Origin of the sequence: Nonomuraea rubra (assembly GCF_014207985.1) — a bacterium.
Lineage (GTDB): Bacteria > Actinomycetota > Actinomycetes > Streptosporangiales > Streptosporangiaceae > Nonomuraea > Nonomuraea rubra.
Window position 1 is genome coordinate 3,046,459 of record NZ_JACHMI010000001.1, and the last position, 14,949, is coordinate 3,061,407.

13 protein-coding genes are annotated in these 14,949 nt (G+C 71.0%); 10 read left to right on the forward strand and 3 right to left on the reverse strand.

Annotation, left to right across the window (positions count from 1 at the left end; all coding sequences use genetic code 11):
- Nucleotides 1-21: 21 nt before the first annotated feature.
- From HD593_RS13870 to HD593_RS13885, 4 genes are all read left to right on the forward strand, one after another.
- Nucleotides 22-1,137, forward strand: a complete 1,116-nt coding sequence (locus HD593_RS13870) for a sensor histidine kinase (protein ID WP_185102562.1) — start codon at nt 22-24, stop codon at nt 1,135-1,137.
- Complete coding sequence (locus tag HD593_RS13875) at nt 1,134-2,246, forward strand: sensor histidine kinase (protein WP_185102563.1); 1,113 nt, start codon at nt 1,134-1,136, stop codon at nt 2,244-2,246. Before HD593_RS13870 ends, HD593_RS13875 begins: the two co-directional genes overlap by 4 nt.
- Complete coding sequence (locus HD593_RS13880; protein ID WP_185102564.1) at nt 2,243-2,842, forward strand: response regulator transcription factor; 600 nt, start codon at nt 2,243-2,245, stop codon at nt 2,840-2,842. Before HD593_RS13875 ends, HD593_RS13880 begins: the two co-directional genes overlap by 4 nt.
- 122 nt (nt 2,843-2,964) lie before the next feature.
- Nucleotides 2,965-3,552, forward strand: a complete 588-nt coding sequence (locus HD593_RS13885) for a hypothetical protein (RefSeq protein WP_221524754.1) — start codon at nt 2,965-2,967, stop codon at nt 3,550-3,552.
- A 49-nt stretch (nt 3,553-3,601) separates the two neighbouring features.
- On the opposite strand, the gene HD593_RS13890 is transcribed toward HD593_RS13885, so the two are convergent.
- Together HD593_RS13890 and HD593_RS13895 are read right to left on the reverse strand one after the other, a co-directional pair.
- Nucleotides 3,602-4,054 carry a lamin tail domain-containing protein gene (locus tag HD593_RS13890; RefSeq protein WP_185102566.1) on the reverse strand — a complete coding sequence of 151 codons (453 nt, stop codon included), beginning with the start codon at nt 4,052-4,054 and terminating at the stop codon, nt 3,602-3,604.
- Between the two features lie 140 nt (nt 4,055-4,194).
- Nucleotides 4,195-6,024 (reverse strand): alpha/beta fold hydrolase, encoded by a 1,830-nt coding sequence (locus HD593_RS13895; protein ID WP_185102567.1) that lies wholly within the window; start codon nt 6,022-6,024, stop codon nt 4,195-4,197.
- A 342-nt stretch (nt 6,025-6,366) separates the two neighbouring features.
- Between HD593_RS13895 and HD593_RS13900 the strand changes: the two genes are divergently transcribed.
- The 6 genes from HD593_RS13900 (at nt 6,367) to HD593_RS13925 (ending at nt 14,242) form a co-directional block, all read left to right on the forward strand.
- On the forward strand, nt 6,367-8,121 hold the full coding sequence (locus HD593_RS13900) for an ABC transporter substrate-binding protein (protein ID WP_185102568.1): 1,755 nt from the start codon (nt 6,367-6,369) through the stop codon (nt 8,119-8,121).
- 78 nt (nt 8,122-8,199) lie between these two features.
- Nucleotides 8,200-9,195 carry an ABC transporter permease gene (locus HD593_RS13905; RefSeq protein ID WP_185102569.1) on the forward strand — a complete coding sequence of 332 codons (996 nt, stop codon included), beginning with the start codon at nt 8,200-8,202 and terminating at the stop codon, nt 9,193-9,195.
- Nucleotides 9,192-10,076, forward strand: a complete 885-nt coding sequence (locus HD593_RS13910; RefSeq protein ID WP_185102570.1) for an ABC transporter permease — start codon at nt 9,192-9,194, stop codon at nt 10,074-10,076. The genes HD593_RS13905 and HD593_RS13910 overlap by 4 nt, the downstream gene beginning before the upstream one ends.
- Nucleotides 10,073-11,014 (forward strand): ABC transporter ATP-binding protein, encoded by a 942-nt coding sequence (locus HD593_RS13915; RefSeq protein WP_185102571.1) that lies wholly within the window; start codon nt 10,073-10,075, stop codon nt 11,012-11,014. The genes HD593_RS13910 and HD593_RS13915 overlap by 4 nt, the downstream gene beginning before the upstream one ends.
- Entirely contained in the window at nt 11,014-11,889 is an 876-nt protein-coding gene (locus HD593_RS13920) for an ABC transporter ATP-binding protein (RefSeq protein ID WP_185102572.1), read from the forward strand. Before HD593_RS13915 ends, HD593_RS13920 begins: the two co-directional genes overlap by 1 nt.
- Nucleotides 11,890-11,899: 10 nt before the next feature.
- Nucleotides 11,900-14,242, forward strand: a complete 2,343-nt coding sequence (locus HD593_RS13925) for a glycoside hydrolase family 2 protein (RefSeq protein WP_185102573.1) — start codon at nt 11,900-11,902, stop codon at nt 14,240-14,242.
- On the opposite strand, the gene HD593_RS13930 is transcribed toward HD593_RS13925, so the two are convergent.
- Nucleotides 14,232-14,912, reverse strand: coding sequence for a DUF6879 family protein (locus tag HD593_RS13930; RefSeq protein WP_185102574.1), 681 nt, complete (start codon nt 14,910-14,912; stop codon nt 14,232-14,234). The two genes, HD593_RS13925 and HD593_RS13930, sit on opposite strands and share 11 nt — an antisense overlap.
- Between the last annotated feature and the right edge of the window lie 37 nt (nt 14,913-14,949).

Genomic DNA, 14,949 nt, shown 5'->3' on the forward strand with positions numbered 1-14,949 from the left:
AGCCGGCAGGGGGAGGGCGTGATGGCGGCACGTCCCGAGACCGCGAGGAAGCTCCTGCTGTACTGGATGTACGCCTCGTTCGGCCTCGTGTGGTTCATCTCCTGCGTGGTCGTCGTCGGCGAGTCCATGAGCGGCGAGCTGCCCGCGGCGCGGGCGGCGGTCAACATCGCCCTGCTGACCTGTTTCTTCGCGTTCACTCCCGTCCTGCTCCACGAGGCTTTCGACCACCGTCCCAGACCCACGCTGAAGCTGCTGCTCGCCGGGGTGCTCTCGGCGGTGGTGCTCGCGCTGTCGCCCCTCGACAGCCCGTCGTCGGTGATGTGGCTGCAGACCGTGACCTTCTGGGCGTCGCTGGCCGCCCTCTATCTCCGGCCGCTGGCGATGATCGTCATGGCCGCGGCGCAGGTCGCCGTCGTCACCGTCTACTGCACCCTCATGACCATCCAGGGCTGGCAGGGCGTCCTGGTCGTCCAGGTCGTCAACTCGGTGCTGATGATCGGGGCCATGCTCGTGTGGCGCTGGCTCTGGTGGGTGATCAGGGACGCGCACAAGAGCCGCGAGGCCAGGGCCAGGCTCGCGGTGGCGGAGGAGCGGCTGCGCTTCGCCCGCGACCTGCACGACCTGCTCGGCCACAGCCTGTCCGTCATCACGCTGAAGAGCGAGCTGGCCGCCAAGCTGGCGACCAAGGACGCGGACCGCGCGGCGGCCGAGATGGCCGAGGTGCGCGCGCTCGCCGGCGAGTCGCTGTTCGAGGTGCAGCAGGCGGTGCACGGCTACCAGGCGCTCGACCTGGACGAGGAGCTTGCGGGAGTGCGCGCGGCGCTGGAGGCGGCCGGGGTCCGCTGCGCGATCGAGGCCAGGACCGACAGCCTGTCGCCGTCCGCCAGGATGCTGCTGGCCTGGGCGGTCCGCGAGGGCGGCACGAACATCCTCAAGCACAGCGCGGCCACCCGGTGCGAGATCACGATCGACGAGGGGGTGCTGGAGATGCTCAACGACGGGGTGACGGAGCTGCCGGCGACGCCCGGGAGCGGGCTGCGTGGCCTGTCGGAGCGGCTGGTCACCGTGGGCGGCTCCTTCACGGCCGAGCCCACGCCGGGCGGGCGGTTCCTGCTGCGCGCGGTGGTGCCGGCGTGAGGCTCTTCGACCGCGTGCGGAACGCGAGCAAGGTGACCAAGGTCCGCTGGCTGATCATCTACTGCACGGACGTGGTGCTGCTGATCCCGGTGTTCGGCTACTTCGAGCTGTACGTCCGCTGGCGGGACGCGGACGTGTCGTGGCCGGTGGTCGCCGTCGGCGTGCTGCTGCTCCTGGTCTTCAACGTGCTGAGCATCCGGCCGTTCAGGATCGCGATGCGCGGGGAGAGGCGTCCCACGGCCATCCTGGCGATCACCGGGACGATCGCCCTGGTGCTGGCCGCGGCGGGGCAGGTGTTCGCGCTGCCCACCTGGCTGGCGTTGCTGGCGCCGTTCGTCCGCAGGCGCACGATCATCGCCGTGTCCGTCGCGTCGATCGTGCTGTTCAACGTGTACGCCTCGTTCGCGCCCGACTTCAACCCCTCCTTGCTGATCGTGGTCCAGTCCTTCTTCACCGCGCTCTGCGTCGGCGCCGTGCTGGCCAACCTCAAGCTGTGGCAGCTGACCGCGGAGGCGCACGAGGGGGAGGAGGCGCTGGCCAAGCTGGCGGTCTCGGAGGAGCGGCTGCGCTTCGCCCGCGACCTGAACGACCTGCTCGGCCGCAGCCTCACCGACGTCGCCGTCCGTACCGAGCAGGCGGAGCGGACGCTGCGCGGCGACCGGGAGGCGGCGGCGGCCGAGATGTTCGCGGTGCGCGACCTGGCCAGGAACTCGCTGCGCGAGGTGCGCACCGTGGTGCAGAACTACCGGGCCGTCGACCTGGACGAGGTGCTGGCCAGCGTGCGCGCGGTGCTGGAGGCGGCCGACGTGCGCTGCACGGTGCGCGCCGACACCGGCTCGCTCCCGCCCGAGACCAGGACGCTGCTGGCCACCGTCGTACGCGAGGGCGCGACGAACGTCCTCAAGCACAGCAAGGCCGAACGCTGCACGATCACCATCGAGAACGGGGTGCTGGAGATGTCCAACGACGGGGTGAGCGGACCGGTCGGCGAGCACGCGCCGATCGGCCTGGCGGGGCTCGCGCAGCGGGTACGCGCGGCGGGCGGCACCCTGCAGGCCGAGCCCGTGTCCGGAGGCCGTTACCTGCTGCGGGCGGCGGTGCCCGCATGACGACCCGCGTGCTGCTGGCCGACGACGAGCACCTGATCCGCGGCGCCATCGCGGCCCTGCTGGACCTGGAGGACGGCATCGAGGTCGTGGCCCAGGTGGGCAGGGGCGACGAGGTGGTGGGCGCGGTCGCCGAGCACCGTCCCGACGTGGCCGTGCTCGACATCGAGATGCCCGGCATGGACGGGCTGAGCGCGGCCGAGCAGATCAGCTCCCAGTGCAAGATCGTCATCCTGACGAGCCTGGGCCGGCCCGGCTACCTGCGCAGGGCCATGGCGGCGGGCGTCAGCGGCTTCCTCGGCAAGGACGCCTCGGCCGAGGAGCTGGCGATGGCCATCCGCAAGGTCCAGTCCGGCGGCCGCTACCTGGACGCGGAGCTGGCGGCGGCGGCGATGGCGGCGGGGGACAGCCCGCTGACCGAGCGCGAGCGCGACGCGCTGCGCCTGGCCGCGGAGGGCGCCACGATCTCCAGGATCGCCGGCGAGCTGCACCTGACCGAGGGCACCGTACGCAACTACCTGTCCAGCGCCATGACCAAGCTCAACGCGCAGAACCGGCTGGAGGCCATCCGCACGGCCCAGCAGATGGGCTGGCTCTGACACCACGCAATTCAGCACAGAACGCCTGTCGGCTCCGGCACTGAGCGCAGGCCCTCCTTCGAGCTGTACTCATCTTCGGCCGCCGATCGCGGCGGCCTGTCATCCGACAGAGGGGGATGTGTATGAGTACGACACGGCGGACCGGCAGCCGGTCGAGAGCCACCGTCCTGCGCAGGCACGGGGTGCGCGCGCTGATGGCGGGCGCCACCGTGGCGGCCGCCGCGGCCGCCTCGCTGTTCGCCGTCGCCGGACCGGCTCACGCCGCCGCCGGCGTGAGCGTCTCGGCGCCGCTGCTCCAGATCACCGCGGACGCCGCCGCCGACGCGATCACGGTCACGCAGGTGGGCGGCAGGCTGGTGGTCAGGAACGACGGCGGGCTGCTGTTCCCCGGCGCCGGCTGCACGGCCACGGCCAAGAACGTGTCGGTCTGCGACGCCGATGGCGTCACCACGATCGTGGCCGACACGGGCGCCGGGAACGACACGCTGACGAACAGGACCACGCTGCGGTCGAGGGTCGTCCTCGGCGCGGGCTCGGACCAGTTCTTCGGCGGGACGGCCACGGACCAGGCGGCCGGCGAGGCCGGCGACGACCGGCTCGCGGGCCACGCGGGCGACGACGTGCTGATCGGCGGCGACGGCACCGACAGCGCGAACGGCGGTGACGGCGCCGACAAGTGCGACGCCGAGACCGTCACGCTCTGCGAGTAGGAACCGGGCGGCGCTCCCGGACCGCCGGGAGCGCCGCGACAGGGCGGGCTCAGCAGTTCACGTACGCGGAGGTGCTGCGGGCCTTGTAGGAGCAGGAGTCGACGAGCTTGCCGCCGGGGTTGCGCACGTAGGCGGTGTCCTGGTCGTTGTTCCACACGTACTGCCTGCGGTTCCAGAACACGCTGCTGGTGCCGTCGTCGCCCTGCCCGGTACGCACCGTGATCCGCTTCTTGGCCCCCAGCACCACGTCAGGGCCGAACTCGTAGGTGTAGCCCGTCTTGTCCCGCACGCTCCACCCTTCGAGGACGATGGCCTTCCTCGTGGTGTTGAGCAGGGTGACGTACTCGGCGTTGAGCGAGCTGTTGGAGCGCCGGTCCGCCCCCGGCGAGTCGTAGTAGATCTTCACGATCTGGAGGGCGGGGGCGGCGGCCTGGGCGGGCGGCGCCGTGCCGAGCGTCGCGGCCGCGGCAACCAGCGCCGCGAGCGTGGAGGCAAGTCTCACCGTCGAGTTCCTTCACGTATGTGGCGAATGTGACGGAAGTTGGACGGCGGAGTACGTCACCTGGTTGGCAGCGATCTCTGCACGGCGGCGTCCACCAGCTCGTGCATGAGCTCACCAGGGGCTGGGGCGCAGGCCCGCCGTCAGTTCTGCTCCGGGACCTGGAACGGGGTGCCGTCCAGGGTGCCGGACAGCGCGGGCCGCTCCTGGGCCGTGAACGCCTCCCACGCCAGTTCCACCCGGTGCGCCCGCCCGGCCGCCAGGACGTCCAGCGAGGCGGTGGCCCTGCCCTCCGGCGCGAGGGCGAGCCGCCCGCTCGCCGTCACCCCGGGCACGTAGGCGGCCTCGTCCAGCGTGATCACTCCGTCCCCGAACGTGACCCGTCCGCCCCGCAGCCCCGGCTGCTCCTTCAGCCGGCCGTGGAAGAGGTTGCCGGGGTTGCGGCGGGCGGCGGCGTCGGCCGCGGTGGCGAAGGCGGCCGCGAGCACCCGCCGCCGTCCCGCGTCCAGCCCCGTCGCGGGCAGCGGATCGACCTCGCTCAGGGACGAGGGGAACGCCCCGATCGCGCGGTAGTTCTCCGCGGTGCACCGCGCCGGCGGCACCCGGTGGTCGGTCACGAACGAGCGCAGCGCCGCGCGTACGCAGTCGCCCGTCTTCCCGGCCGCCCAGGCGAGGCTGTGCGTGCCGAAGGGGACCCGGACGAACGTCGCATCGGGGAAGACCCGCATCGCGGCGCTCACCTCGGCGGGTGAGTGCGTGTCGAAGTCGCCGCCGACCACCATGACCGGAATGTCGGGCAGGTCCGCGCGGGGCGGCAGCACCGGGCTGTGCCGCGGCGCCGGCCAGTTCACGCAGAACTCCAGGCCCTCGCGCACGTCCAGCCCCAGGTCGGCAGGCGTGTACGGGGCCAGCGGCCGCTCTCGCCGGTAGTACCGTTCGAGCTGGTCCAGCCGCTCGGCCGGACCCGCGTCCCGGTCGAAGGGGAACCCTCCGTCGCCGCACCGGTAGGCCAGGTATCCGGCCCACTGCGCCCCCTCGATCGGCTGGCCGGGGCCGCCGGCCATGGCGCGGGCCAGCCGCCGCAGCGGCTCGGGATCCCCGGCGAGGTAGGCGGTGGCGGCGGCGTTGAGCTCCCGGCCGGCCACCGGCTCGGCCATCCCCTCCATGCTCCTGAGCGTGATGAGGGGCACCTCGGGGTCGGGGTGCTCGCGCAGCCGGGTCACCAGCCGCGTGTAGGCGCGGCGGGCGTCGCCCGGCAGCGCGCGGCAGGCCGGCGAGCGGCGGCAGACGAGGTCGGGCAGGTCGGGGCGGGACCGCATGGGCCACAGCGCGTATCCGCCGGCCGAGGTGATCACCGTGCTGTCCAGGAACGCGGCGGCCAGGCCCTCCGGGTGGCGGGCGGCGTACGCCTGGGCGTAGACGGTGCCGTAGGAGTTGCCGTAGAAGGTGAGCGGGCCCGCGCCGAGCGCCCGGCGTACCGCGTCCAGGTCCCGCGCGGCCTGGTCGGCGGTGAAGAAGCGGGTGCGCGGGCCGAGACGGGCCGCGCAGGCCGCGATCGTGTCCGGCTCGGCGAGGTTCAGGCCCGGGCAGAGCAGCGGTGAGGACCGGCCCAGCCCGCGGGGATCGACGATGAGCAGGTTGCGCCGGCCGAGCACGGGGCCCAGCACCTGCTGGATGCGCGGCAGGTCGGGCAGCGCGGGCAGCGGGCCGCCGGGTGCGGCCAGGATCGTGCCGGTCGCGTGCCCGGCGGCCGGGACCCAGGCGAAGGCGACCTCGATGCGCCCGGACGAGGGGTCGCTCCAGTCCAGCGGCACCGCCAGCGTGCCGTCGCACCGGGCGGCGGCGCGGGCGCACGCGTGCGACCCCTCCGGCACGGTCGTGCGTTCCCGGGCCGGGCTCGGCGGGGCGGCGGGCAGCGGCGGCGCGGTCAGAGCGAGACTCAACACCACGCCCGCGAGGGCAGTGAGGGTCATGTTCTCCACCCTCGCCCACGGCTCCGGCCGGGTCGTCCTCCGGAAGAACGAATGTTCTCCAGGAGCAGGGTCCCACGCGAACCGGTTCTGAGAGCGTTTGCTGGGGACGTCTCGAAAGCGTCACGGCCCTTGACTGCACGGACATGCGGAATTTACGTTCGCGGTACTTATCCGGTTCAGCAGGCCTTCCGGGTCTGCGCTCGATGAACAGCGAAATCGGTCACCGGCCCTTTGCGCGCGGGCGCTTTTTGCGTCAGCGCTGGGAGCGCTCCCAAGGGTCGATTCGGGGGTCTGACAGGCGTACGTACCCTTCGCGCCGGGCGCGGAGGAAGGAGAGAAACGATGCGTAACCGGGCTCGGATCATGATTCCGCTCGTGGCGGCGGGCCTGCTCGCCGCCGCCTGCTCCGGTGGCGGAGCCACGCCGACCCCGCCGGCCTCCCAGCCGCAGAGCGGTGCGGCGGCCAGTGCCAACCCCGACCAGCTTCCGCGCAACGAGACGCTCTACACCACGGGCACCCAGTGGGGGCCGCCGCCGAACTTCAACCCGATCAGGGAGTGGGACTCGGCGGTCGGCACCAAGGGCCTGGTGTACGAGACGCTCTTCCACTACGACCCCAACGCGGCCAAGCTCAACGGCTGGCTGGCCGAGAGCGGCTCGTGGACCGACGACACCACCTACCAGGTCAAGCTGCGGCCGGGGATCAAGTGGTCGGACGGCCAGCCCTTCACCGCCAAGGACGTCGTCTTCTCCTTCGAGCTCGGCAAGATGGAGACCATCCCGTACCACCACCTGTGGGAATGGCTGAAGACCGTCGAGGCGGTCGACGACCAGACCGTGAAGTTCACCTTCACCAAGGCCAACTACCAGCAGTGGGACTTCAACCTCTACAGCCGCTCGATCGTCCCCGAGCACATCTGGAAGGGCCGCTCGGAGAAGGAGGTGCTCGACGGGATCAACGAGAACCCGGTCGGCACGGGCGCGTACAAGTTCCTCAGCAAGGACCAGGACCGCGTGGTCCTGCAGCGGCGCGACGACTGGTGGGGCAAGACGGCGCTCAACATGGAGCCCAAGCCGCGCTACATCGTCGACATCGCCACGCCCAGCAACGAGGTCGCGATGGGCATGCTGCTGCAGAAGGGCCTGGACCTCAGCAACAACTTCCTGCCCGGCGTGGCCAACCTGGTCAAGGGCAACTTCGGGCTGACGACGTACTACAACGAGCCCCCGTACATGTTGTCGGCCAACACCGCGTGGCTGGTGCCCAACACCACCAAGAAGCCGATGGACGACCCGGCCTTCCGCAAGGCGCTGGCCGCCTCCGTGGACGTCAAGAAGATCGTCGAAGGCGTGTACGGCAACCTGGTCAAGGCCGCCAGCCCCACCGGCCTGCTGCCCCAGTGGGACAAGTACGTGGACCAGAGCGTGGTCTCCGCCTCCGGCTTCACCTTCGACACCGCCAAGGCCAAGCAGCTGCTGTCCGGCGCCGGGTACAAGGACACCGACGGCGACGGGTACGTCGAGAACAAGGACGGCTCCAAGATCAGCCTGACCCTGATCGTGCCGTCGGGCTGGACCGACTGGATGGAGTCGGCCAGGTCCATCTCCGCCAGCGCCAAGACCGCCGGCATCCAGATCACGCCCGAGTTCCCCGACTTCAACGCGCTGGTCGAGCAGCGCGCGAAGGGGGACTTCGACCTGCTCATCAACAACGAGCGGCAGCTGTCGAACTCGCCGTACACCTACTACGACTACATGTTCCAGCTCCCGGTGCGGAAGCAGCAGAACACCGTCAACTTCGCCCGCTACGAGAACGACAAGGCCTGGGACCTCGTCAAGCAGCTCGACCAGGTCAAGACCGACGACACTGCGGGCATGCAGAAGATCATCTCCCAGCTCCAGCAGATCCATCTCGACGACATGCCGGTGATCCCGCTCTGGTACAACGGCCTGTGGGCGCAGTCCAGCACCAGCGTGTGGAAGAACTGGCCCGCCGCGGACGGCAGCGCACCCAAGACCGGCGCCGTGATGTGGCGCAACTGGCTCGAACTGGGCGGCTTCGAAACCCTGACCCAGCTCCAGCCCGCCGCTTCCTGACGAGTCCCAGGACGAACCCCGCGATCCCTCCGCCCCGCTGTATCCCCGGGCGGAGGGACCTCTCCGGAGACAACACACGTGCGTCGTTATTTCGGCAGGAAACTGCTCATCTACGGACTGACCTTCTTCGTCGCCGTCACGGTCAACTGGATGATCCCGCGCTTCATGCCGGGCGACCCGGTCGCCAGCATGGTCGCCCGGGCCAACGTCACCAAGCCCGAGGCCGTGGAGGCCATGCGGGCGTACTACACCAGCCTGTTCGGGCTGGACCAGCCGCTGTGGCAGCAGTACGTCAACTTCTGGGGCGCGCTGCTGCGGGGGGACTTCGGGGTCAGCATCTGGCTGTTCCCGACGCCGGTGAGCGATGTGATCACGCAGGCGGTGCCGTACACGCTGGCGCTGATCGTGCCGTCGGTGCTGCTGAGCTGGGTGGTGGGCAACCAGTTCGGCGCGTACGCGGCGCGGCGCAAGCTGCTCGACAACACCGTGCTGCCGGTGGGCTACGTGCTGACGGCGATGCCGTACATGTGGCTGGCCGTGCTGCTGGCCTGGGCGTTCGGCGTGATACTCGGGTGGTTCCCGGTGGCCGGCGGCTACAGCTTCTCGATGCGGCCCAACTGGTCGATGACGTTCGTGCTCGACCTGCTGCACCACTGGGCGCTGCCGTTCCTGTCGCTGTTCCTGGTGGCGCTGGGCGGCTGGGCCATCGGCATGCGGAACATGATCATCTATGAGCTGGAGTCGGACTACTCCAACTACCTGTCCGCGCTGGGCGCGCCCAGCAGGCTGATCCGCCGCTACGCCTTCCGCAACGCCGTGCTGCCCCAGATCACCGGCCTGGCCCTGCAACTGGGCGTGCTGGTGGCCGGAGCGCTGGTCACCGAGATCGTCTTCGCCTATCCGGGGCTGGGCAGCCTCATCCTCAAGGCCATCCAGAACAAGGACTTCTTCCTCCTCCAGGGCACGTTCCTGTTCATCGTGCTCGGCGTGCTGATCGCCAACTTCATCATCGACATCGTCTACGTCGTGGTCGATCCGCGGACCAGGGCGGGAATGGCGGGTGCGCAGGCATGACCGCTCTCCAGGAAGTCGCGCCGCGCGAGCCGGCCGGGGTACGGCGCGAGGCGCTCTACTTCGCGGTGCGCAACGGGAAGCTGATGGCCGGGTTCGGCATCGTGCTCGTGCTGCTCCTGCTGGGGCTGCTCGGCCCCGTGCTGACCGGGGGCACGCCCAACGAGTACGGCCCCAAGCCCATGAGCCCGCCCTCGGCCGAGAACTGGTTCGGCACGACCACGTTCGGCCAGGACGTGTTCGTGCAGTTCGTGCACGGGCTGCGCAGCACGTTCGCGGTCGGGGTGATCGGCGGCGGCATCGCGGCGGTCATCGGCATGCTCGTCGGGTTCGTGGCCGGCTACCGCGGCGGGATCGTGGACGAGGTGCTCAACATGCTGACCAACGTCATCCTGGTCATCCCCACGCTGGCCGTGCTGCTGATCATCAACGCCTACCTGGGCATCCGCAGCGTGGCCGTGCAGGGCCTGTTCATCGGGCTGACGCAGTGGCCGTGGGCGGCGCGGGCGATCAGGGCGCAGACGTTCTCGCTGCGTACCAGGGAGTTCGTGGACCTGGCCAGGATGAGCGGCGCGGGCACCGGCCGGATCATCGCCAGGGAGATCGCGCCGAACATGAGCTCCTACCTGTTCATGACGTTCATCCTGCTGTTCGGCGGCTCGGTGCTGATCGCCTCCTCGCTGGACTTCATCGGCCTCGGCCCCACCGAGGGCGTCTCGCTCGGCCTGATGTTGCAGAACGCCAACCAGTGGAGCGCGCTCCAGCTCGGCCTGTGGTGGTGGTTCGTGCCGCCCGGCGCGGCCATCACGGCCATCGTGGGCGCCCTGTACGTGGCCAACGTCGGGCTCGACGAGGTCTTCAACCCGAAACTGAGGGAGACATGAGTCTGCAGGTCAGCGAGCTGAAGGTGCACTACAGGACGCTCAAGGGGGACGTGCGCGCGCTCGACGGCATGACGTTCGACCTGGCCGACGGCGAGATACTGGGCCTGGTCGGCGAGTCGGGCTGCGGCAAGAGCACGCTGGGCAAGTCGCTGATCCGCATGGACGGCCGCATGCGCCGCACCGGCGGCACGGTCGTGCTCGACGGCCGCGAGCTGCCCATCGACGACGACCGGGCGATGAACGAGTTCCGCTTCCGCGAGGTCTCCCTCATCCCGCAGTACGCGATGAGCGCGCTCAACCCCACCCGCAAGCTCCGCAGGATGGTCACCGAGCTGCTCAGGTCGCGCGGTGCCACGCCGGACCTCGCCGAGCTGGAACGCCGGATGGCGCAGGTCGGCCTGCCCCGCGAGGTGCTCGACCGCTACCCCATCGAGCTGTCGGGCGGCATGAAGCAGCGCATGGTGATGGTCATCTCCACCCTGCTGGACCCGTCGCTGCTGATCGCCGACGAGGTCACCTCCGCGCTGGACGTCTCCACCCAGAAGGCCGTCGCCCGCGCCCTGCTCGGCTTCCGCGAGAGCGGCTACGTCAAGAGCATGATCTTCGTCACCCACGACCTCGCGCTCACCCACCACATCGCCGACACGATCATGGTCATGTACGCGGGCAGGCTCGCCGAGAAGGCGCCCGCCGACGTGATCGTCAAGGCGCCGCGGCACCCGTACACGAAGCTGCTGCTCGAAGCCCTGCCCGAGGTCGGCGTGCGCTACGCCGACCGCAGGCTGGAAGGCATCGCCGGCAGCCCGCCGTCGCTGCTGAACCCGCCCGCCGGCTGCCGCTTCCGCGACCGCTGCCCCATCGCGGGCGAGCAGTGCGCCGAGGACCCGCCGGTGACCGAGCTCGCCCCCGACCACCACGTAGCCTGCTGGAAGGCCTGATGCTGAAGCTCCACGACGTCACCAAGGAATTCCGGGTCGGCGCCTTCGGCGGCAAGAGCGTCGCCGCCGTCAAGGGCGTGACGTTCGAGGTCGTGCCCGGCGAGGTCGTCTCGCTGATCGGCGAGAGCGGCAGCGGCAAGAGCACGATCGGCCGGATGATCCTCGGCCTGAACCCGGTCACCAGCGGCTCCATCACCTTCGACGGCCTGCCGGTGCGCTCGGGCAAGGAGTACTACCGCCGCGTCCAGGGCATCTTCCAGGACCCGTTCAGCTCCTTCAACCCGGTCTTCAAGGCCGACCGGGTGTTCGCCATGATCAAGGAGGCGTACTTTCCGGCCGTGCCGGCGCCCGAGTGGGCCGAGCGGGTCGGCACCGCGCTGATGGACGTGCGGCTCAACCCCGGCCAGGTGCTCGGCAAGTACCCGCACCAGCTCAGCGGCGGCCAGCTCCAGCGCCTGCTCATCGCCCGCGCGCTGCTGCTGGACATCAAGCTGCTGGTCGCCGACGAGATCACCAGCATGCTCGACGCCTCCACCCGCATCGACGTGCTCAACCTGCTGGCCGAGCTGAAGGCCAGGGGCCTGGGCGTGCTCTACATCACGCACGACCTGTCGCTGGGCAACTACCTCGCCGAGCGCACGATCGTGCTGCGCAAGGGCAGCGTGGTGGAGATGGGCCTGACCGAGCGGGTCTTCGGCGACCCGCTGCACCCGTACACGCGCGAGCTGCTGTCGGCCGTGCCGCGCCTGCACGAGGCCTGGGACGACGCCGTGCCCGTGGAGACCTGCCTGTACCACCAGAAGGGCGGCTCGGGCGGCCTGTACGAGGCCGCGCCCGGGCATCTGGTGGCGTGCGCCCGGCTCGAGACCTGCTAAGGAGAGCTTCTTGAAGTACCGTCCGCTGCACAGCGGCTGGACCCTGTCGTCTGAGGACCTCGCGGAGATCCCGGCGAGCGTCCCCGGCTGCGTGCACACCGATCTGCTGGCGGCCGGGGCGATCGAGGATCCGTACCTGGACGGCAACGAGCACCGGCTGGCCTGGATCGGCCGCACGGAATGGACCTACCGCACGGCGTTCACCTGGTCGCCGGACGAGCACGAGCGTACCGACCTGGTGTGCGAGGGCCTCGACACGGTCGCGGCGATCACGCTGAACGGCGTGCTGATCGGCGAGACGGCCAACCAGCACCGCTCCTACCGCTTCCCCGTCCGCCACCTGCTGCGCGAGGGCGCCAACGAGCTGGTCGTACGCTTCTCCTCCGCCTACGACTACGCCGCGAAGCTCCGGGCGGCGCTGGGGGAGCGGCCGGGGGCCTACGACGAGCCGTACCCGTTCGTCCGCAAGATGGCCTGCAACTTCGGCTGGGACTGGGGCCCCACCCTGGTGACGGCCGGCATCTGGCGGCCGATCGGGCTGGAGAGCTGGTCGGGCGCCCGGCTGGCCGGGGTGCGCCCGCTCGCCCGCGCCGACGGCCGGGTGGAGGTGCACGTACGCGTCGAGCGCACGACCGAGCAACCGCTGACCGTCACCGCCGAGCTCGCGGGCGTCACCGCGGAGCACCGCCTCGACGGGCGCGCGGGCGTCGTGGAGCTGCGCGTGCCCGAGCCCTCCCTGTGGTGGCCCCGCGGGTACGGCGAGCAGCCCCTGTACGACCTGACCGTGCGCCTCGGGGAGCAGGAATGGCGCGGCAGGATCGGCTTCAGGGACGTCGAGCTGGACCGCGAGGCGTTCAAGCTGGTGATCAACGGCGTGCCGGTGTTCGCCAGGGGTGTCAACTGGATCCCCGACGACTGCTTCCCCTCCCGCGTCACCGGCGAACGCCTGGCCGAGCGGTTCGCGCAGGCCACGGCCGCCGGGGTGAACCTGCTGCGGGTGTGGGGCGGCGGCCTGTACGAGTCGGAGGACTTCTACCGCCTGGCCGACGAGCTCGGCCTGCTGGTCTGGCAGGACTTCCCGTTCGCCTGCGCCGCCTACCCCGAGGAGGAGCCGCTGCGCTCCGAGGTCGAGGCCGAGGCCAGGCAGCACGTCGCCAGGCTGGCCGCGCACCCGAGCCTGGTGGTGTGGTGCGGCAACAACGAGAACCTGGAGGGCCACGCCGACTGGGGCTGGCAGGAGAAGCTGGCGGGCCGGAGCTGGGGCGCTGGCTTCTACCACGACCTGCTCCCGTCGATCGTGGCCGAGCTGGATCCCACCCGGCCGTACTGGCCGGGCAGTCCCTACTCGGGCGCTCCCGGCCTGCCCCCGAACGACCCGTCCCGGGGCACGATCCACATCTGGGACGTCTGGAACCGCGAGGACTACCGCCGCTACGCCGCCTACCGGCCCCGGTTCGTGGCCGAGTTCGGCTTCCAGGGGCCGCCCGCCTACGCCACGCTGCGCCGCGCCTCCTCCGACGAGCCGCTCACCCCTGACTCCTCCCACCAGAAGGCGATCGACGGGCAGGCCAAGCTGCTGCGCGGCCTCGGCGACCACCTGCCGCGGCCGGAGACGTTCGACGACTGGCACTACCTCACGCAGCTCAACCAGGCCCGCGCGATGGCGTTCGGCATCGAGCGGTTCCGCGCGCTCATGCCGCACTGCATGGGCACGATCGTCTGGCAGCTCAACGACTGCTGGCCGGTCACGTCCTGGTCGGCGGTCGACGGCGACGGGCGGCGCAAACCCCTGTGGTACGCGCTGCGCCGCGCCTACGCCGACCGGCTGATCACCGTCCAGGACGGCGAGGCGGCCCTGGTCAACGACACCGGCGAGCCCTGGACGGGCGAGCTGCGCCTGGAGCGGCGGGGCCTCGACGGCCGGCCGCTGGCCAAGGAGGTCGTCGCCGTGCACGCTGCGCCCCGGTCGGTGCTCAGGGTGGCGCTCCCGCCGTCGGTGGCCGAGCCGGACGACCCGGCCCGCGAGCTGCTCACGGCCCGGCTGGACGGCACGGGAATCGTGCGCTGCTACGCCGAGGACCCGGCCGTGGCCTACCCGCCGGCCGCCTACGACGCGCACGCGGAGCGCACGCCGGACGGCTACCGGGTGACGGTCACCGCGTCGAGCGTGCTGCGCGAGCTGGCGCTGTTCCCCGACCGGCTCGATCCGGCCGCGAGCGTGGACGACCAGCTCGTCACGCTGCTGCCGGGGGAGAGCGCCGTGTTCGAGGTGAGCACCGGGCGCGAGCTGGACCCGGGCGCGCTGACCCGCTTCCCGGTCCTGCGATGCCTCAACGAGGAGGTCAGATCCTGAACTCCTCGGTACGGTGCGCGTAGGCGGGCAGCGCGGCCCGCATCTCGTCGGTGATCAGCGGCGGCGGCAGCGGCACGATCTCGCGCTCGTGGAAGTCGCGCACGTCCTCGCCGTCGCCGAACAGGGCGCGGACAGCGTGCAGGCAGGGCTCGACGACGTCGCGATCGGTGATCCGGCGGCCGCCGCGCCCGCCGCCGTACTCGTCGTAGAGGACCTCGTACATCAGGAACGGGGAGAAGATCACCAGCTCCGGCAGCGGATCCAGGTCCGCCACGCGGGCGGCGGGCACCACCCGGCAGGGGGAGCCCGCCGCGGCGCGCAGCGCCAGGACGTGCATCTCCCACTGCAGGTACGGGGTGACCGGCAGCTCGACCACGCGTAACCGCCAGACGGGCTGGTAGTGGCGGAAGTAGTCGGCCAGCGGGCCCGCCATGGCGTGCACGAGGGCCAGCGACCGCTCCCAGTCGCCGTCCATCATGGCCCGCCAGCTCGCCACGTCGGGCTCGTAGAAGTCCTGCGCGCGCTCCAGCTTCCACATCGGCTCCGCGCAGGCGGCGTGGTCGCGGTCGAACCCCGCCTGGTACTCCGGCACGTCCATGACGACGCCATCGGCACCCGCGACGGCGGCGAACGGGTTCGTGAGGCGGACCGGAGTGCCCTGCTCGGCCATGTGGGTGTCCCTTTCGCGTCGAAGGCCCGCCCAGATC